This is a genomic window from Streptomyces taklimakanensis (genome assembly GCF_009709575.1).
GTDB classification, from domain to species: Bacteria; Actinomycetota; Actinomycetes; order Streptomycetales; family Streptomycetaceae; genus Streptomyces; species Streptomyces taklimakanensis.
On record NZ_WIXO01000001.1, the window covers coordinates 1,116,488 to 1,135,256 of the forward strand.

Sequence of the window (18,769 nt, forward strand, 5' to 3'; positions counted from 1 at the left end):
ACTCTATGGCTGGTCGAGTGAAAGGGTCAAGGTCGATGCCGTCTGAGCGCGGGGGCGCCCCCGGCCGCAAGCCGGAGGCGGGCGGGGCACAGGTCAAGTCGGCAGTACGCACCGTGGAACTGCTGGAGTTCTTCGCCGGACAGCCCGGCATGCACTCCCTGGCCGCCGTACAGGAGGCCGTCGGCTACCCCAAATCCAGCCTCTACATGCTGCTGCGCACCCTGGTGGACCTGGGCTGGATCGAGACCGACGCCACCGGCACCCGCTACGGCATCGGCGTGCGCGCCCTGCTGGTGGGCACCTCCTACATCGACGGCGACGAGGTGGTGGCCGCCGCCCGGCCCACCCTGGACCGACTCTCCGACGACACCACCGAGACCATCCACCTCGCCCGACTCGACGGCACCAACGTCGTCTACCTGGCCACCCGCCAGTCCCAGCACTACCTGCGGCCCTTCACCCGGGTGGGACGACGGCTGCCGGCCCACTCCACCTCCCTCGGCAAGGCCCTGCTGGCCACCTACGACGACGACCGGGTCCGCGCGATGCTCCCCAAGACGCTGACACCACTGACCGAACACACCGTCACCGACCGCGAGAAACTCATCGAGGAACTCCAACAGGTCCGCGAACTGGGCTACGCCGTGGACCGCGAGGAGAACACCCTGGGACTGCGCTGCTTCGGCGTCGCCATCCCCTACCGCACCCCCGCACGGGACGCCATCAGCTGCTCGGTACCCGTCGCCCGACTGACCCCCGCCCACGAACAGACCATCAAGGAAGCCCTGTTCGACGCCCGGGACCGCCTGACCCTGGCCACCCGACGCCTGTAGCCCCCGCCACGAGGCGAGACCGAACCGGCGGGCGCGAACCCGACGACACGACGCCCGCGGGCGACCGGCGGCGCTCACCGCACCCCCAACAACCGCTCCAGCGGGTCGATGGCGAAGTGGACCACGAAGAGCCCGGCCACCACCCACATCAGCGCGGGCACCTCACGGACCCGCCCCACAGCCGCCTTGACGACGACATAGGACACGAACCCCGCGCCGATGCCATGGGTGATGGAGAACGTGAACGGCATCACCGCGATCGTCAGGAACGCCGGGATCGCGACGTCCAACCGCGTCCAGTCCACATACCGGACCTGCGACATCAGCAGGAACCCCACCGCCACCAGCGCGGGCGCCGCCGCCTGCGCCGGCACCACCGCGGCCAGCGGCGCCAGGAACAGCGCCAGCGCGAACAACCCGCCCGTCACCAGGTTGGCCAACCCCGTACGCGCCCCCTCCCCGACACCGGCCGCCGACTCCAGGTAGCTGGTGCCCGACGAGGCCGAGGCCGCGCCGCCCGCGACCGCGGCGAGCCCGTCGACGAACAACAGACGCCCCAGGTTCGGCACCCTCCCCTGCTCGTCCAACAACCCCGCCTCGCTGCTGACGCCGACCGCCGTGCCCATGGTGTCGAAGAAGTCGGTCAGGAAGAGCGTGAAGACCAGCATCACCGCCGTGACCACGCCGACCTGCTCGAACGCACCGAACAGACTGAACTCGCCCACCAACGAGAAGTCCGGCAGCGACACCGGGTCGTCCGGCAGCGACGGCGCGGTCAGCCCCCACTGTCGGGACGTGAGCCCCGCGACCGCGTCGACGACCACGGCCACCACCGTCATCACCACGATGCCCACCAGGATCGCGCCCTTGACCCCACGCGCCAACAGCGCGGCCGTCAACAGCACCCCCAGGCAGAAGACCGACACCGGCCAACCGGACAGGTCGCCGTCGTCACCGAGCTGCACCGGCACCGAGGCGTCCTCCCCCGCCACCCGGGTGACGAAGCCCGCGTTGACGAAGCCGACGAAGGCGATGAACAGCCCGACACCCACACTGATGGCCTGTTTCATCTCGTGCGGAATGGCGTGCATGATCGCCTCGCGCACCCCGGTGACGACCAGCAGACAGACCACCACCCCCGAGAGCACCACCAGCCCCATCGCGTCGGGCCAGCTCATCGTGGGAGCGATCTGGTAGGCCACCAGGGCGTTGATGCCCAACCCGGCCGCCAACGCCAGCGGAACGTTGGCCGTCAGCCCCATCAGCACGGTCATCACGGCCGCCACCAGCGCGGTGACGGTCACCAACTGCTCCTCCGGGAGCCGGTTGCCGTACCGGTCCTCGGCACCGCCCAGCACGATCGGGTTCAACACCAGGATGTAGGCCATGGTGAAGAACGTGGCGACACCACCCCGGACCTCCCGGCCGAGGGTGGAACCGCGTTCGCCGACCCGGAAACGGCGATCGACGGCCGGGGGCAGGGGCGGTGCGGGCATGGCGCTCCTCGGTGCTTCGGTTCTCTCGACGCTCCGGGCGCTTCGGGTCCTCCCGGCGCTCCCGGCGCTCTCGACTCCTCGCGCCGCCATGGCCCCCGCCCCGGCGGGCCCGCGGCCCGCCGGGCGACCGATCGGCGCCGCGGGGCGATTGTGCCCACGGCGGGGGCCCGCCGGAGCGGGACGACGCGGCGGATCGCGCGGCGTGGCGGAGTCCGTCCGCCCGTGCGGGGGACCGGAGCGTGGCGCGGGCGGGACCGGTGGCCCCCGGTGCGGTACCGGGCGGCCACCGGACGAGTGCCGGACGAGCCCCGACGGACGACCGTCAGCGCACGTCGGGCCGCCAACCGTCCAGATACGCCGCCGGGGTGTGCCCGGCCGCCTCGGCGTCCGTGAGCCGGGGGCGGGCGGCGGGGTCGGTGACGACCGCCCCGGGACCCCGGTTGGCGTACTCCCGGAAGAGGAAATCCTGCCAGGGGTACTGCTCGCGCATGTTCGCGTACGGCTCCGCCGCGTCGATCCCGGCGCCCAGCAGACTGTCGCGCACCACCAGTCGGGGACGGGCGGTCGGGTCGCTGCTCGGCACCCACGGCCGGGCCAGCTTGTACGCGCCCGCCGGCGCGGTGGTGGTGAGACGACAGCGGTGGGCGAGGAAGCCGAACCGGGTCCCGGCCGCCGTCGACGGGGCGAAGACGAACCCGTACGGCCGGAAGTCCACGTCCCGGTCCAGGGTGCGCAGCTCACAGCCGTGCAGGACCGCGGTGGCCCGGCCGAAGACGAAGTCCACGTCCCCCTCCACGTGGCAGCGGTGGAAGTACTGCCGGGCGGTGAGCCCCACGTGCCGGGTGTCGGCGTAGAGGGTGTCCTGGTGGCCGAGGAAGCGGCAGCGGTCGAAGAGCGAACGGTCGCCCATCACCTTGATCGCCACCGCCTGCGTGCCACTGATCTCCGGGTGCTCGGCGCGCAGCCAGTCGTTGGCGAAGGTGATCCGGCGGGCGGTGAAGCCGTCGGGACGGACGGTGACCGTGGCGCTGCCGGAGGTGCCGTGGGTGCCGGAACCGTCCGGCTTCGGCGTGCCCGCGGCGTTGTCGTGGACGATCACGGTGTCGCGCGGATCGCCCGTGCCGCCCAGCAGGGTCAGCCCCGTCTTGGACTCGGGCACCCGCACCGTCTCGCGGTAGGTCCCGGGCGCCAGGACGATCGTCCAGGGCTCCCGCGGGTGGTCGGGAGTGGCGTCGACGGCCGCCTGCACGCCGGTGAAGTCGCCGCTGCCGTCCCGGGCGACGGTCAGCAGCCGTGCCCGGGAACGGCCGGCGGTCCCCGCGTGGGCCCGTCCCGCCAGGGCCAGGGAGAGGGCGGCGCCCGCCCCGGTGAGGAGGACGCCGCGGCGGGTGGCGCTCACTTGTTCCCCTTTCCGGCCCTGATGTCGAGCTTCCCCGCCCCGGCGTGGCGGTCCACCAGGTACGGGACGGCCAGGGGGTGGTGGACACGGGTGCGCAGGGTGGGGGTCCAGCCCGCGTCGTCGCCCAGGACGCGGTCGGGGTTGGCGGCGTTGTGGGCGGCCAGCAGGTCCACGGGACGGTGGTTGACCCAGTTGTTCCGCTCGGTCATGGAGGTGCCGGGGGTCCACTGGCGGATGGTGTCGGCCGGGGTCAGCCCCTTGTGGAGGGTGAAGGCGTTGTGCTCGGCCACGAGCGCGGCCTCCTTGCCGATGCCCCAGGTGTAGCCGTACTTCGCGCCGGCGTTCTGCTTGAAGTGGTTGTTGTAGGCGTCCACCTTGCCGAAGCGCACGCGCGGGGCGCGTTCGTTGACGTCCTCGAAGAGGTTGTGGTGGAAGGTGGTGCGCAGCTTGCCGCGGTCGTCGGCGGCGGCGGAGTCGCTGTTGCCCAGCAGGATCGTCTTGTCGTGTTCGGTGAAGACGTTCCAGCTCACGGTCACCAGGTCGGCGCCGCGGACGATGTCGAGCAGGCCGTCGTGCTGCTGGAAGAGCTGCCCGAAGTAGCGGGGTTGGGCGCTGTCGGGGCGGCGGCCGTCGGTGAAGGTGTTGTGGTCCAGCCAGACGTGGCGGGAGCCGTACACCACCACGTTGTCGTACTCGGAGTTCCAGGCGCCGTTGTCGCCGTCGGTGGGGTCCCACTGCGGGAAGCAGTCGTAGGTGTCCTCGAAGGTGACGTTGCGGACGATGACGTTCTCCACCCCCCGGATCTGGAGGCTGGCCCCGAGGATGGTGGCGTCGTCGCCCACGCCGACGATGGTGGTGTTGGAGCCGACGCGGATCTTGACCCGCTTCTCCTGTTCGGCGGCCGAGGCGGCGCGGGCCTCCTCCATCGGGCCCGACGGTTCGGCGTCGCCCCAGGTGGCGGGGTCGTACGCCTGGAGGTACTTCTCCAGCGTGTAGCCGTCGCGCCGGTAGTCCTCGCAGCTCAGCGGGTTCCCCTGGTCGTCGGCGTTGCCGTGGATCGTGCCCTTGACCTTGATGATCTTCGGGGTGTCGTCTCCGTCGCCGAGCGCCGCGACCAGCTCGGCGCGGTTGGTGACGGTGAAGACGTGGTCGGCGTCGGCGGCCGCGCCGCCGGTGGTGCCGCCCTCGGCCGCTCCCCAGCCGTCCTTCTCCGGGAGGACGGCGCGCGCCGAGTCGCCTCCGTGGCGCGGGGCGGCCTGGGCGGGCACGGTGAGGGCGGCCAGGGCGAGCGAGGCGCATCCGACCAGCGCGATGACACGAGCTTGGCACACTTTTCTCTGCACTGTGACCCCTTCGGTCGTTCCGGTGTTCTCGGTCTCTTCGGTGGTGTCGCGGCGCGGGACCGCCGCCGGGCGACGAGCGGCGCGGTGCGTCAGTCGGCCGACCAGGTGAGCGTGTCCTCGGGCACGGCGTCGTCCAGCCGCCGGACCGTGCCCGGGTGCGGCAGTCGCAGCCCCTTCAGGCCGCGGGCGACCATCCGGGCGACCTCGATGGCCCCGCGCGGCCCGAAGTGCGTGTTGTCCCGCTTGCCGTCGGGGTGGTTCGGGTGGTCGCCGGGTGCGAGGTGGAGGAAGATCTCCAGGGTCCCGTCCGGGCCCAGCCGGTCCCACTCGGCCAGGCTCGCGGCCTGGACGTCGACGAGCGGTACGCCGTCGGCGGCGGCCAGGGCGCGCATCGCGGCGGGGTACTCCCCGTGGGTGGGCCTGGCCCGTCCGTCCGCGTCGAAGCGGCGTCTCTCCACGGGGGTGAGCAGCACGGGACGGGCTCCGCGCTCGCGGGCGCCGTCGATGTAGCGGCGCAGGTATTCCCGGTAGGTGGTGTGGGGGTCGGTGCCGCGGGCGGGGTCCTCGGTCTTCTCGTCGTTGTGGCCGAACTGGACGAGCAACAGGTCCTCCGGGCCGATCGCCTCCAGGATCGGGGTCAGCCGCCCCTCGTCGTGGAAGCTCTTGGAACTGCGGCCGTTCACGGCGTGGTTGGCCACCGTCCAGCCGTGGCCGAGGAAGGCGTGCAGGGCCATGCCCCAGCCCGCCTCCGGGGCGGCCCCGACCGTCTTGGGCGCGGCGGTGGAGTCGCCGGCGATGTACACGGTGCCCCCGCGGCGGGGGCGGCCGGGGCCGCGCGCGGACCCGGTGTCGGCGAGCGCGGGGCCCGCGGCGGCGAGGGCGAGCGGGAGCGCGGCGAGCGTCGCTGCCGCGTGACGACGGGAGACGGGCACGGGGGTCCCACCCTTTCGGTTCGGGGTCGGGCGTCAAAGGACGTGCGGGAGGGGGGGTGGCGGGCGTGGGGGCCCGGGCGAGGGCGCGCGGCGGGGCGGGCGGGGCCGCCCCGCCGCGGTGGACTCGGAGGGCCGGTGTCGGTGTCAGCCCTTCTGCTCGTTCCACTCCGCCTGTGCCTCGTTGAGCCGCTCCGCCAGGTCGTCGGCGAACTCCTTGGCGGTCATCTGGCCCAGCAGCAGCTTCTGGAAGTTGGGCTCGGTGTCGGCCTTGCTGATGCTGTTCCAGTCGGGCAGGTAGTACGGCAGCTGGACGATCTTGGTGTTCGGGTCGTCGAGGGACTCCATGGCCGCCCTGGTCGGCTCGGCCTCGGTGATCCACGCGTCGTCCGCCGCGTCGGTGTGGGCGGGAATGGCTCCGGCCGACTCGTTCCAGAGGCTGTTCATCTCGGCCGAGGCGGCGAACTCGATGAACTTCCAGGCCGCGGCCTTGTTGTCGCCGGCCCGGAACAGGCCCAGCCCGTCGACCGGGTTGGAGACCAGGGTGCGCGGACCGCCCTCGGACGACGGCGGCATCGGCAGCCCGTCCACGTTCTCCTCGCCGAACGCCTTCACGTGGTCGGTGTAGGAACCCAGGTTGTGCTGGAGCATGCCGACCTCGCCGCCGGTGAAGGTGGCGACCATCTTGGTGAAGTCGTTGTTGAGGTCCGCCTCGGGCGTGTACTTGTTGTAGAGGCCGACGTACTTCTCCAACGCCTCGATGTTCGCGGGGTCGTTGACGGTGGCCTTGTCGCCCTTCCAGAAGCTGTCGATGCCGGACTGGGCGTACATCATCTCCAGCGCCTGGGCGATCGATCCCGCGCCGCCGCGGATGGTGAAGCCGAACCGGTTCTCGCTCTTTTCGGTCAGCTCCTCGGCCGCCCGGTAGAAGTTCTCCCAGGAGGTGGGGGGTTCCAGGTCGGCCTTCCGGAACAGGTCGGTCCGGTACCACAGCACGCCCTGGTTGGCGGAGGTGGGGACGGTGAACAGGTCCTCCTCGCCGCCGGCGGCCCTGACGCTGTCGACCATGCCCTTGACGAGCTTGCCCTTCAGAGGGCTGTCCTCGATCCGGTCGGTGACCGGCTCCAGGGCGCCCTGGGCCACCATGTTGGCGAGGTAGGCGGTGCCGACCATGCCGACGTCCGGCAGGCTGTCGCCACCGCCCTGGATGGCGGTGTCGTACTTGGACTGCACGTCGGCGATGGGTATGCCGACGTACTCCACGTCGATGTCCGGGTTCTCCTTCTCGAACTCGGCGATGATCTTCTTCCAGACATCGGTGCGCACACCGCCGTTGTTGTCCCAGAAGACGATCTTGCCCTTGCCGTCGCCCTCGCTGCCGGCCTCGGTGCCCCCGCCACCGCCGCAGGCGGTGAGGGCGAGGGAGGCGGCGGTGCCCAGGGCCAGCAGGGCGCGGACGCGGGTTCTGCGGCTGGGGTCTGTGCTCATCGTCGGCTCATTTCTCGGTCGTGCGTTTCCGCGTGGGTGTTCGGGATGTGTCGGGTCTTCGGGGCTTCCGGGGGTCGAGGGTCGGGAGGACGGGGCGCGCCCGTCCGCGAACGGGCGGGTCAGCCGACGCGGAAGCGCGTGAACTCCGCGGTCCCGGCCGGTCCGTCGCCCTCGGGCGCGGCGGCGAACAGGCCGAGTTGGGCGCCGACCCAGCGCCAGGGGGTGGCGGCGAAGGGCGGGCCGGAGGAGCGGAAGCCGGTGTCCCCGGGCAGCCGCGCCGAGAAGTGGCAACGGGCGCCGGGCAGGACCTCCACCCGCAGCCGCGCCCGTCCCTCCGGCGCGGGCCGGGAGCGCGCGGCGTCCCGTTCGTGCTCGGCGACGGGTTCGGCGAAGCGGTGCACCAGACGGATCCCGTCGGCGTCCCGCTCCAGCCCGATCCAGGCGAACGCGTCGCCCAGCACGGTCAGTCCGGCCCTGGCGCCGGGGCGGCCGTCGTCCAGCCGCAGTTCCACCTCGACCGCGCACGGCCTCCCGGGCAGCCGCTGGACCAGGACGTTCGGCAGCCTGCGCAGGTCGTGGACGTCGGGGCTGCGACGGCAGACCGGGCGCAGCCCGTCACCGGAGTGGGCGACGGTCCACCCCGGCCCCGGGTTGGCGGCCCAGGACCACTGGAGGCCGAAGCGTCCGCCGGGGAAGTCGTCGTCGGTGGCCGGCGAGGCCGGGCGCTCGGCGGGATGTGCCGGCACCGGCCGGGTGTGGACCGCGACGGGCTCCCCGTCGTCACCGATCACCGGCCACCCGGGATCCTCCCCCCGGCTCTCGTCGGTCCAGCGCATCGGCTGCAGGTGCACCACCCGTCCGTACGGGCCGCGCTGCTGGAAGTGGAGGAACCAGTCGCCGCCGTCGGCCGCCCGCACCCAGGCGCCCTGGTGGGGGCCGTTGACGTCGGTACGGCCCTGGGCGAGCACGATGCGCTCCTCGTAGGGGCCGAAGAAGTCCCTGGAGCGGAAGGCGCCCTGCCAACCGGTCTCCACTCCCCCGGCCGGCGCGAGGATCCAGTACCAGCCGTCGTGCCGGTACAGCTTGGGCCCCTCCAGGGTGAACCAGCCGGGCAGCGCGTCGCCGTCCACGATCGTGCGGCCGGCGTCGAGGAGTTCACGGCCGTCCGGGCTCATCCGGTGGCCGGTCAGCCGGTTCTTGATCCCCGAGCGCGACTTCGCCCAGGCGTGCACCAGCCAGGCGCGGCCGTCGTCGTCCCACAGCGGGCAGGGGTCGATCAGCCCCCGGCCCGCCTTCAGCAGGTGCGGTCTGCTCCACGGGCCGCGGACGTCCTCGGCGTTGACCTGGTAGATGCCGTGGTCGGGGTCGCCCCAGAAGATCCAGAACCGGCCCGCGTGCCGGCGGATGGACGGCGCCCACACCCCGCAGTCGTGACGCGGGACGGTGAACGCCTGCTCGGGCTCCAGCCGCTCCAGCGCGTGGCCGATGATCCGCCAGTTCACCAGGTCGCGCGAGTGGAGGATCGGCAGTCCGGGCGCACGGCCGAAGCTGGAGACGGTCAGGTAGTAGTCGTCGCCGACCCGGATGGCGTCGGGATCGGACCAGTCCGCGTCCAGCACCGGGTTGCGGTAGGTCTCCGCCGGCGCGGGACCCGTCGGGCCCTCCGGGGCGTCGGGGCGGGGAGCGGGGGGCGGGGCCGTCCGGGTCCTCGGGAGAGCCGTCATGCGGGCGCCTCCTCTCGGTCGGGCGGGGCGAGCCGGGCGAGCCGGTCCGCGACGCGGGCGGCGGCGTCCCGGTCCAACCGGCCGTCGGCGACCGCGGTCACCACGCGCCGGACGACCGGCCGCCCCGGCGGCAGCGGCAGTCTGCGCTCCCAGGCCGGCGCGGAGCCCACGCCCGGGTACTCGGCGGCCCTCACGAACCACGGGTCGCGGCGGGTGTCCTCGGTCGCCCCGACGAAGACCAGCGTCCAGGCGTCGGCCGCCATCGCCAGCCACGGAGCGACCGATCCGTGCACCGCCTCCTCGCCCTCGGCGTCCGCGGTGAACACCGCGGGCGGACGGGGGCCGATGGGCGGACGCCAGAAGAAGCCGCCGTATCCGGCGCCGGGACGGCCGTTGGTGGCCGGGCTGCCGATGGACAGCTCCTCGTCGCGGACGTTGACGAGTTCGGTGGTGAGGTCCAGCGCCCAGCAGGTGTCGTCCACCTCCCGGGCGACGATGGTGCGGCGCTCGGTGAGCAGCCGTCGTCCGTCGCGTTCCCAGGCGAGTTCCTCGGCGAGGCCGTCCTCGTCCCGCCACAGCCACCGCAGGTGCCGCTGGACGCCGTGGTTGTCCAGCTCGGTGGGGCCGCGGTCGCGGACGAAGGTGCGACCGCCCCAGAAGTTGGTGCCGGAGACGTCGGGGACGGCCACGCTCACCCCCAGGTGGTGCACGTGGTCGGCGGGCCGCAGCTCGGTGACGACCGTGCCGCCCAGGGTGCGGACGGGGTGCAGGTGGGGGCGTGGGGACTCACGGGCGGGCAGGTCCGGCCGGTACTCGTAGCGGGCCACGGGACGTCCGCCGCACAGGAGTCGGACGGCGCCCGCGTCGTGGGCCGTGTCGCGCTCGGTCATCGTCCGACTCCCTCCCGGACGGGGCCCGCGGCCGCGGCCCAGCCGGCCCGCGCCGCCGTGTCCGGGCGGGCGGCCAGTTCCGAGTACAGGGCCAGGCGTTCGGCGCCCTCGGCGACCAGTTCGTCGACCCCCGCCACGATCCGCCGCGCGGGGCCGGCACCGTCCGCGCCGGGCTCGGCGCGCCAGGTGTCCGGCGGCAGCGGCCTGGGTTCGGGAGCGGTACGGACGGCCTCCACCAGCCGCATGAAGGCGCCGGTGCGCTCGGGCGGCACCAGCAGCTCCGTGCCGTCGGCGAGGTGGTCGAGCAGGTTGCGCAGCAGGTCGGTGCGGGCGTGCTCGGTGGTCTCCGGCTCCCGTCCGCGGCGCTCCAGGCGCACCCGGTCCTCCTTGTACCAGAAGGTGACGCGGCCCTCGGTCCCGTGGACGACGACGTACGGCTCGCCGGGCCGTTCGGCGCAGAGCGTGACGGCCGCGGTGATCTCGCCCCCGGTGCCGTCGCCGCGCACGGTGCGCAGGCGGGCGCAGGAGGTGTCGTCCGACTCGATGTCGTTGGCGCGGTACAGCTCCAGCTCGATGTCGGCGACGTCCTCGGCGCGGTCGCCGCCGTCGATGCGCAGCGCGGTGGCCACGGCGTGGGCCAGGGGGTTGGTGAGGACGCCGTCCACCACGTCCCGACCGTCCAGGCGGCGCCGCCCGGCCCACGGGGCGCGGGTCCAGTAGGCCAGGTCGCGGGCCCAGGCCCCGGCCGCGCCGATGCCCCGGACGGTGCCGATCGCACCGTCGGCCACCAGTTCGCGGATGGCGGTGACGGCGTGCGAGCCCAGTGACTGGAAGCCGATCTGGCAGGCGACTCCGGCGGCCCGCAGCCCGTCGGTCATCCGCTCGAACTCGGCGTACGAGGGCGCGGGGGGCTTCTCCAGCAGCACGTGCACGCCCCGTTCGGCGGCGGCGAGCGCCAGGTCGGCGTGGGTGTGGATCGGAGTGCAGATCACCGCGATCCGCGCGCCGGTGCGCTCCAGCAGGGCGGCGAAGTCGGCGGACTGCTCGGGGGTGCCGAAACCGTCCAGTTCCTCGGCGGTGAGGGGGGTCAGCTCGCAGACGCCGACCAGGTCGACCAGGCCCTCCTCGGCGAGACGGCGGATGTTGTTCAGGTGCCAGCGGCCGTGGCCGCGGGCGCCGGCCAGGACGACGGGCAGGGCGGGCCCGGAAACGCGGTCGCTCATCAGCCCTTCACCGCCCCCGCGCTGAAGCCGGTGATCAGCCACTTCTGGATGAAGGCGAAGATGATCACCACGGGTACGGCCGCCACCACACCGCCCGCGGCCAGCGCGCCCAGGTCCACGCTGTCCGCGCCGATGAGGGTGTTGAGGCCCACCGGGATGGTCTGCTTGTCCTGGGAGGAGAGGAACATCAGGGCGAACAGGAAGTGGTTCCAGCTGTGCACGAAGGCGAAGGAGCCCACCGCGATCAGTCCGGGGCGCAGCATCGGCAGCACGATGGCGAGGAAGGCCCGCAGCCGGGAGCAGCCGTCCACCCAGGCGGCCTCCTCCAGCGACTCGGGGACGTTCTTGATGAAGCCGCTGATCAGGATCATCGACAGCGGCAGTTGGAAGACCGTCTCCGCGATGATCACGCTCCACATGGAGTTGATGAGCTGGAGGTTGCGGAAGGTCTCGAACAGCGGGACGAGCATCAGCGCGCCCGGGATGAACTGCGAGCACAGCAGCGCCAGCATGAAGGCGTTCTTCAGCCGGAACCGGAAGCGCGCCAGGGCGTAGCCGCCGGCCAGTGCCACCAGCATCGTCATCACCATCGAGGCGATGCCGACCTGGGTGCTGTTGAGGAAGTAGGTGCCGAAGTTCCGCTCGTTCCAGACCTTCTCGAAGTGCTCGGTGGTGACCGGCCAGGGCACCAGCGAGGTCGAGCCGGACGGGCGGAGGGCGAACAGCAGCATCCAGTAGAAGGGGATCAGCGTGAACAGCAGGTAGATCCCCAGGGGAAGGTAGATCTGCCAGCGCGGCGGTCCGTCGTCGAGCCCGCGGCGCCGGGCCGTCCCCCGCGCCCGGGGTGGGGTCGCGTTCCGAGCCGGGGCGGGCGCGCCCGGGCTCTTCTCTGCGAGTGCGGCGGTCACTTGTCGTCGCCTCCGAACTTGCTCAGGCGCAGGTAGAGGATCGAGCAGAAGAGCAGGATCACGAAGGCCACGGTGGTCAGCGCGGAGGCGTAGCCGAAGTCGTGGCCCTCGATCCCGGTGTTGGCGACGTAGAGCGGGAGCGTGGTGGTCACGCCCGCCGGGCCGCCGCCGGTGAGGGTGTAGAGCAGGTCGACGTTGTTGAACTCCCACACCGCGCGCAGCAGCGTGGAGAGGATGATCGCGTCCTTCAGGTGCGGCAGGGTGATGTGCCAGAACTGCCGGAAGCGGCTCGCGCCGTCCACCGAGGCCGCCTCGTACAGGTCCTTGGAGATGGACTGGAGGTCGGCGAGGATGAGGATCGCGAAGAAGGGGACACCGCGCCAGAGCTCGGCCAGGACCGCGGCCCAGAAGACGGTGCCGGTGTCGGAGAGGACCGAGGTGCCGTACTCGCCGATGCCGGCGTCCGCGAGGTAGCGGCTCAGACCGGTCGAGGGGTTGTACAGCAGGATCCAGATGGTGGTGGTGAGCACCCCGGAGACGGCCCAGGGCGAGAAGACCAGGGCGCGGGCGATGCCGCGGCCGACGAACGTCTGGTTGACGATCAGGGCGAGGGCCAGGCCGAAGACGAGCTGGAGTCCGACCTCCACCACGACCCACTTGGCGCTGAAGGCCAGCGTCTGCCAGAACAGCGGGTCCTCGAAGAAGATCTCCCGGAAGTTCTCCAGACCCGCGTAGCCGTTCCGCCAGGGCTTGGTGACGTTGTAGTGCTGGAGGCTGTAGTACAGGACGCTGAGCATCGGGTAGGCGATGAAGCCCAGCATCAGCAGCCCGGCGGGCGCGATCAGCACGTACGGCAGGCTGCGTTTTCCGGGGTTCCCGGATTTCCCGGTCTTTCCTGCTCTGCCGGGTTTTCCCGGTCCCCCCAAAGTGCCCGGCAGGGCACGCTTCTTCGGCACGGCGGTGAGGGCCATTGCCGGTGCTCCGTTCTGTCGTCGTCGTTCCGTCGACGAAGGGCTGTCGAACGTCGTTCGAGAATGCGACTGGTGGTGGGCGGCGGTTCGGGGCGGCCCGGGACGGGGTCCGTCAGCCCGCGTACGGTTCGGGGACCTCGCCGGGCCGGGCGAGGAAGGCGAAGTCGCAGCCGGCGTCGGCCTGGGTGACGTGTTCCTCGTACAGGGCCCCGTAGCCGCGTCCGTAGCGCGCCGCCGGGGGGCGCCACTCGGCCCGGCGCCGGGCCAGCTCCGCGTCGTCGACCTCCAGGCGGAGGGTGCGCGCGGCGACGTCGAGGGTGATCAGGTCCCCGGTCTCCACCAGGGCCAGCGGTCCGCCCACGTGCGACTCGGGGGCGATGTGCAGCACGCAGGCGCCGTAACTGGTGCCGCTCATCCGGGCGTCGGAGAGCCGGACCATGTCGCGCACGCCCTGTTTGAGCAGGTGGTCGGGGATGGGCAGCATCCCGTACTCGGGCATCCCCGGCCCGCCCAGGGGGCCGGAGCCGCGCAGCACCAGCACGCTCTCGGCGGTGATCTCCAGCGCGGGGTCGTTGATGCGGGCCTGCATGGTGCGGTAGTCGTCGAAGACGACGGCGGGACCGGTGTGCTTGAGGAGGTGCTGCTCGGCGGCGATGTGCTTGATGACGGCGCCGTCCGGGGCCAGGTTGCCGCGCAGGACGGCGATGCCGCCCTCCTCGGCCAGGGGCTCGTCGACGGTGCGGATGACGTCGTCGTCGTGGACGAGCGCGCCGGCGATCTGCTCGCGCAGCGTGTCGTGGGCGACGGTGGGACGGTCCAGGTGGAGCAGGTCCCGCAGCCGGGAGAGGAAGCCGGGCATCCCTCCCGCGTAGTGGAAGTCCTCCATCAGGTACTTCCCGCCGGGGCGGAGGTTGGCCAGGACGGGAGTGGTGCGGGCGATCCGGTCGAAGTCGTCCAGGGTGAGGCCGACCCCGGAGCGGCCGGCCATGGCGATCAGGTGGATGACGGCGTTGGTGGAACCGCCCAGCGCGCAGACGGCGGCGACGGCGTCCTCGTAGGCCTCGCGGGTCAGCACGGTGGAGAGCCGGTGGTCCTCCCACACCATCTCCACGATCCGTCGCCCGGCCGCGGCGGCCATCCGGGAGTGGCCGGAGTCGACGGCGGGGATGGAGGAGGCGCCGGGCATGGTGACGCCCAGGACCTCGGCGGCACCGGTCATCGTGGAGGCGGTGCCCATCGTCATGCAGTGGCCGGGCGAGCGGGCCAGTCCGCACTCCAGTTCGGCCATCTCGCAGTCGCCGATGAGTCCGGCGCGCCGGTCGTCCCAGTACTTCCACATGTCGGTGCCCGAGCCGAGGGTCTCGCCCCGCCAGTGGCCGCGCAGCATGGGGCCGGCGGGCACGAAGACGGTGGGCAGGTCGACGCTGGCCGCGCCCATCAGCAGGGCGGGGGTGGTCTTGTCGCAGCCGCCCATCAGCACCGCGCCGTCCACCGGGTAGGAACGCAGCAGTTCCTCGGTCTCCAGGGACAGGAGGTTGCGGTAGAGCATGGGGGTCGGCTTCTGGAAGGTCTCCGAGAGGGTGGAGACGGGGAACTCCAGGGGGAAACCGCCGGCCTGCCACACCCCGCGCTTGACGGCCTCGGCGCGTTCGCGCAGGTGCTGGTGGCAGGGGTTGATGTCGGACCAGGTGTTGAGGATGGCGACGACCGGCTTGCCCAGGTGCTCCTCGGGCAGGTAGCCGAGTTGCCGGGTGCGGGCACGGTGGCTGAAGGAGCGCAGTCCGTCGGTGCCGTACCACTGGTGGCTGCGCAGGTCCTCGGGGGTCCGGCGGGTCCTCGGGCGCGGGGTGTCCGTCACGGCTGCTCCCATTCCTTGACGATCTCGGCGACCTTCTCGCGCAGGTCATCGGGCAACTCCCGGCTCGGCGGCCGGACGTCGCGCCGGCACAGCCCCAGGACGGCCAGGGCCTCCTTGACGACGGAGACGTTGTTGGCCGACTGCCGTTCGGCGCGCAGGTCCTCGAAGTGGCGGATCCGCTTCCACACCCGCATGGCGGCGGCGTGGTCGCCGGCGCGCAGCGCGCGGAGCATCTCCAGGGAGATCCGCGGCGCCACGTTGACCAGGCCGGAGGTGAAGCCGGTGGCACCGCAGGCGAAGTAGGCGGGCGCGTACAGCTCGGCGAGTCCGGCCACCCACACGAAACGGTCCGCCCCGGCGTCGTGGGCGAAGGCGGCGAAGCGGGCCGCGTCGGGAACGGCGTACTTGACGCCGATGACGTTGGGGCACTCCTCGCCGAGCCGGGCCAGCGCCTCGCCCTCGATGAGGGGGTTGCGCAGGTAGGGCACGACGCCCAGGTCGGGCACGGCCTCGGCGACGACCCGGTGGTAGTCGATCCAACCGGCCTGGGAGACGTAGGGGTTGACGGGCTGGTGGACCATCACCATTCCCGCCCCGGCCTCGCGCGCCTGCCGGGCGGCGTCGGCCGCCCCGGCCGGGTCGTGGCCGACGCCGACGACGATCTCGGCCTCCCCGCCGGCGTCCGCCACCTCCGCGGCGGTCAGTTCGACCTCCAGACGCCGCTCCTCGGGGGTGAGGGAGTAGAACTCGCCGGTGTTGCCGTTGGGGGTGACGGTGCGGATCCCGGCGTCCAACAGTCGCCGGACGAGGGCGCGATAGGCGTCGGGGTCCAACCGGCCCCGCTCGTCGAACGGGGTGACGGGGATGGCCACGACGTCGGCGAGGGCCGCCCGTCGGCGGGAGAAGTCCGTCATCGCAGGACCTGCCCTTCCTGGTTCGCGCCGGTGTTCGCGGCGACGTTCTCGTCGATGTTCGTGTCGGTGCTCACGGCGGTGCTCGTGTCGGTGCTCGCGGCGGCCGGGAAGGCCCGGCGGACGAACCCCTCGATGTGCCCGTGGAGCAGCCGTGCCGCGCCGTCGGCGTCGCCGTCCAGGGCGCGGGCGAGGATCTCGCGGTGCTCGGCGGCCTCGCGCTCCCAGGAGGGCACCGCCTCCCAGGCGACGGTGGAGACCAGGGCGGCCTGGTCGCGCAGGTCGTCGAGCATCCGCGCCAGCAACGGGTTGCCGCAGGGCAGGTAGAGGGCGCGGTGGAAGTCCCGGTTGGCCAACGAGCGGTCGGCCCGGTCGGTGGCGGCGTCGGCCCGCTCCAGGGCGGCGCGGGCACCGGCCAGGTCGGCGCCGGCGGTGACGGTGCGGCGCAGCGCCTCCGGCTCCAGCAGCAGCCGCACGTCGTAGACGGAGCGGGCCATGGCGGCGTCCACGGTGCGCACGGTGGCGCCCTTGTACTCGCTCATCACCACCAGCCCGCGGCCCGCGAGGGTCTTCAGCGCCTCGCGGACCGGGGTCTTGGACACGCCGAACCTCGCGGCCAGCTCGGTCTCCACCAGGGGCTGTCCCGGTGGCAGTCGGCCGGTGAGGATCGCGTGGGTCAGGTGCTCCAGGACGTACTGCGTCCTGGAGGGAACGGGCACCGGTGGGGGACCGGTCAGGGGGGCTCTCATGCAGGCGGCTCTCGGGTCGGCTCCGGCATCGGGCACGCGGAAGGAGGGGACGCGGACACCGCGCCACGCGCTGGGCGTTCGTGGTGCACGCGTCGGTGCGGGTCGTACACGGCGTCTCGTATATGACGTATCAGGTATGGCGTACGAGGCGCGGTGGGGAAGAAAGTAGGTCCGCCCTCGGCCCCCGTCAACGGTTGTGACAGAACTTTCGGCGCCGAGTTGGAAAGCGCTTACCGTGTGCGACAAGAGGCGCTTGACCCGTTACACGGCGCTGCTACGGAAAGCGTTCGAGCAGCCCTCGGGGCCCGTTCCGGCACGGTGCGGAACGGGCCCCGAGGGCCGGTGTGGGACGACGGGCGGCGGCGGGCGGCGAGGAAGCAGCCGTCCCGGCGCGACGCGCGCCGCCGGGCGACCTCAGCCGAGCCGGGCCAGCGCGGCGCGGACGGCGGCCAGGTCCGCCTCACCGGCCAGCCCCGCGTGGTAGAGGCGCAACTCGTTCGCCCCCGACTCCCGCGCGTGGGCCGCGTGCTCGACCAACTCCCGGGGGCGTCCGCCCATGCCGGACACCACCGTGAGGTTGGCGGCGAGCACGGTGGCGGGGGTGCGGTGGGGCAGGAAGGGCGAGAGCACGTCGACGCGCTCGGCGTCGTCCCCGGTGCAGGGCAGCACCACCCCGTCGGCCAGGCCGAGCACGCCGGCGGGGTCCACGCCGACGTTGGCGCCGCAGCGGTGGGGGGCCGGGTCGGCGTGCAGCAACACCCGGAAGTCCTGTGCGCCCCGAACGCGGGCGGCGTCGCGCACGGCCCGGACGACCTCGCCGCGGAAGGCGCCGGCCACCCGGTCGCGCCACCGTGCGGCGGCCCCGGCGAGCTCCTCCCCCAGGAGCTTCACGACCTCCTCCCACTCCTGTTCGCGCCCCGTGGCGCCGTCCTCGCGCTCCCCCGCCCACAGCGGCCCCAGGGCCTCGGTGACGGCGGACCGCAGCCGTCCGGGGTCGGCGCCGTGCGCGGCGTAACCCGCCTCGCAGACCTCGCAGAAGCACAGCGACATCAGGTACTGGCCGGCACCGCCGAGCCGCACCCCGCCGGTCTTGTCGTGGGCGTTCAGGTGCGGCAGCCCGTACCAGCCGCAGGACTCCAGCTCCGTGCCGCGCGCGCCGGGACGCACGGCGGAGTCGGCCGCCAGGCGCGCCGCGTAGTCGCGCACCTCCTGCCGGGCGATGCACGGCGCCCACGGGTAGCGGTCGCCGTAGGCGTTGCGGACGGTGAGGCGGGGGTGTTCCTCGCCGAGCCGGGTGTTGTGGGCGAGGATCACCCAGGAGTGCACCTCCAGTCCGGCGCCGGCGAGCGCGGCGGCGGCCTCGCCGTACGGGTCGTCGCCCGCCGTCCAGTCCTGCGGGTACGGGCGCGGGACGCCGGGCGCCGCGTCCTCCCAACGGGCCGGGTCCACCGGGTGGTAGACGGCGGAGTGCCGGGCGGTGACGATCCGGTGGCGGGGGTGGCGGGGGGTCAGCGCCCGGGTGGAGTGGTAGGCGGAGGCGAGGGTGACCTGCCGGACCCCGAGGTCGGCGATCCGGTGGGCGGCGTCCGGGTCACCGACGACGTCCCAGGGGTAGACGAAGGCGGATGCGCGCATCGGCGGCTCCTTGGAGGCTGGTGGTGGGGACAGGGGGCGGCGCGGCGAAGACGGGCGGGCGGGCGGCGGGGGCAAACCCGCGCGACACGCTCCTCCCACCCTTCGGCCGCGCCGCCACGATGGTGCCGTACGTACGTGTCCGTGAACAGTTCCGTTCCCCGCGGGTTCCTCGCCTCGGCCCGGATCGGCCGTGGTGGGAGGCCCACCGTAGCCCCGGGTAGGCGGTCGGGATCACGCCCCCTCGGTCTTGGGTGTGAACACCGTTCAGCGACAGGGACGTTGGGCCCGCCTCCCCATGGGGCCGTCGTCCGTTCGTCGCGTCCCGCTCCCCTCCCCCGGCACCCCCCGACGCCCCGTCTCGCCCCGTCCCGAGAGGTCCGGGAGTCCTCGCGGCCGGGCCCGACGGCCTCCG

Annotated in this window: 15 protein-coding genes; 1 reads left to right on the plus strand and 14 read right to left on the minus strand. The window is 72.9% G+C overall.

From position 1 onward, the window contains the following. Positions 1-35 precede the first annotated feature (35 nt). Positions 36-833: an IclR family transcriptional regulator gene (locus tag F0L17_RS04985; RefSeq protein WP_155070122.1), complete on the plus strand. Its 798-nt coding sequence runs from the start codon at positions 36-38 to the stop codon at positions 831-833. Between the two features lie 74 nt (positions 834-907). Here F0L17_RS04985 and F0L17_RS04990 read toward each other — a convergent pair whose 3' ends face one another. From F0L17_RS04990 to F0L17_RS05055, 14 genes are all read right to left on the minus strand, one after another. Then, the gene (locus tag F0L17_RS04990; protein ID WP_155070123.1) at positions 908-2,329 is read right to left on the minus strand and encodes an NCS2 family permease; all 1,422 of its coding nucleotides are present in this window, start codon (positions 2,327-2,329) and stop codon (positions 908-910) included. A 322-nt stretch (positions 2,330-2,651) separates the two neighbouring features. Continuing rightward, entirely contained in the window at positions 2,652-3,728 is a 1,077-nt protein-coding gene (locus F0L17_RS04995; RefSeq protein ID WP_162465811.1) for a pectinesterase family protein, read from the minus strand. Beyond that, positions 3,725-5,059, minus strand: a complete 1,335-nt coding sequence (locus F0L17_RS05000) for a pectate lyase family protein (RefSeq protein ID WP_338017954.1) — start codon at positions 5,057-5,059, stop codon at positions 3,725-3,727. Before F0L17_RS05000 ends, F0L17_RS04995 begins: the two co-directional genes overlap by 4 nt. A 101-nt stretch (positions 5,060-5,160) precedes the next feature. Beyond that, positions 5,161-6,003 (minus strand): GDSL-type esterase/lipase family protein, encoded by an 843-nt coding sequence (locus F0L17_RS05005; RefSeq protein ID WP_162465813.1) that lies wholly within the window; start codon positions 6,001-6,003, stop codon positions 5,161-5,163. Between the two features lie 144 nt (positions 6,004-6,147). After that, complete coding sequence (locus F0L17_RS05010) at positions 6,148-7,488, minus strand: ABC transporter substrate-binding protein (RefSeq protein ID WP_155070124.1); 1,341 nt, start codon at positions 7,486-7,488, stop codon at positions 6,148-6,150. 119 nt (positions 7,489-7,607) lie between these two features. After that, positions 7,608-9,212, minus strand: coding sequence for a glycoside hydrolase family 43 protein (locus F0L17_RS05015; protein WP_155070125.1), 1,605 nt, complete (start codon positions 9,210-9,212; stop codon positions 7,608-7,610). Beyond that, the gene (locus tag F0L17_RS05020) at positions 9,209-10,102 is read right to left on the minus strand and encodes a DUF6807 domain-containing protein (protein ID WP_155070126.1); all 894 of its coding nucleotides are present in this window, start codon (positions 10,100-10,102) and stop codon (positions 9,209-9,211) included. Before F0L17_RS05020 ends, F0L17_RS05015 begins: the two co-directional genes overlap by 4 nt. After that, entirely contained in the window at positions 10,099-11,325 is a 1,227-nt protein-coding gene (locus F0L17_RS05025) for a Gfo/Idh/MocA family protein (RefSeq protein ID WP_155070127.1), read from the minus strand. Before F0L17_RS05025 ends, F0L17_RS05020 begins: the two co-directional genes overlap by 4 nt. Then, positions 11,325-12,233: an ABC transporter permease subunit gene (locus F0L17_RS05030; protein ID WP_162465814.1), complete on the minus strand. Its 909-nt coding sequence runs from the start codon at positions 12,231-12,233 to the stop codon at positions 11,325-11,327. The genes F0L17_RS05025 and F0L17_RS05030 overlap by 1 nt, the downstream gene beginning before the upstream one ends. Next, positions 12,230-13,204 carry a carbohydrate ABC transporter permease gene (locus tag F0L17_RS05035; protein ID WP_420802379.1) on the minus strand — a complete coding sequence of 325 codons (975 nt, stop codon included), beginning with the start codon at positions 13,202-13,204 and terminating at the stop codon, positions 12,230-12,232. The genes F0L17_RS05030 and F0L17_RS05035 overlap by 4 nt, the downstream gene beginning before the upstream one ends. A gap of 112 nt (positions 13,205-13,316) precedes the next feature. Continuing rightward, complete coding sequence (gene araD / locus F0L17_RS05040) at positions 13,317-15,062, minus strand: L-arabinonate dehydratase (protein WP_338017955.1); 1,746 nt, start codon at positions 15,060-15,062, stop codon at positions 13,317-13,319. Next, positions 15,059-15,976, minus strand: coding sequence for a dihydrodipicolinate synthase family protein (locus F0L17_RS05045; protein WP_155070129.1), 918 nt, complete (start codon positions 15,974-15,976; stop codon positions 15,059-15,061). The genes araD and F0L17_RS05045 overlap by 4 nt, the downstream gene beginning before the upstream one ends. Beyond that, positions 15,973-16,722 (minus strand): GntR family transcriptional regulator, encoded by a 750-nt coding sequence (locus tag F0L17_RS05050; protein ID WP_155070130.1) that lies wholly within the window; start codon positions 16,720-16,722, stop codon positions 15,973-15,975. Before F0L17_RS05050 ends, F0L17_RS05045 begins: the two co-directional genes overlap by 4 nt. 414 nt (positions 16,723-17,136) lie before the next feature. After that, positions 17,137-18,357, minus strand: a complete 1,221-nt coding sequence (locus F0L17_RS05055; RefSeq protein WP_155070131.1) for a hypothetical protein — start codon at positions 18,355-18,357, stop codon at positions 17,137-17,139. Positions 18,358-18,769 lie beyond the last annotated feature (412 nt).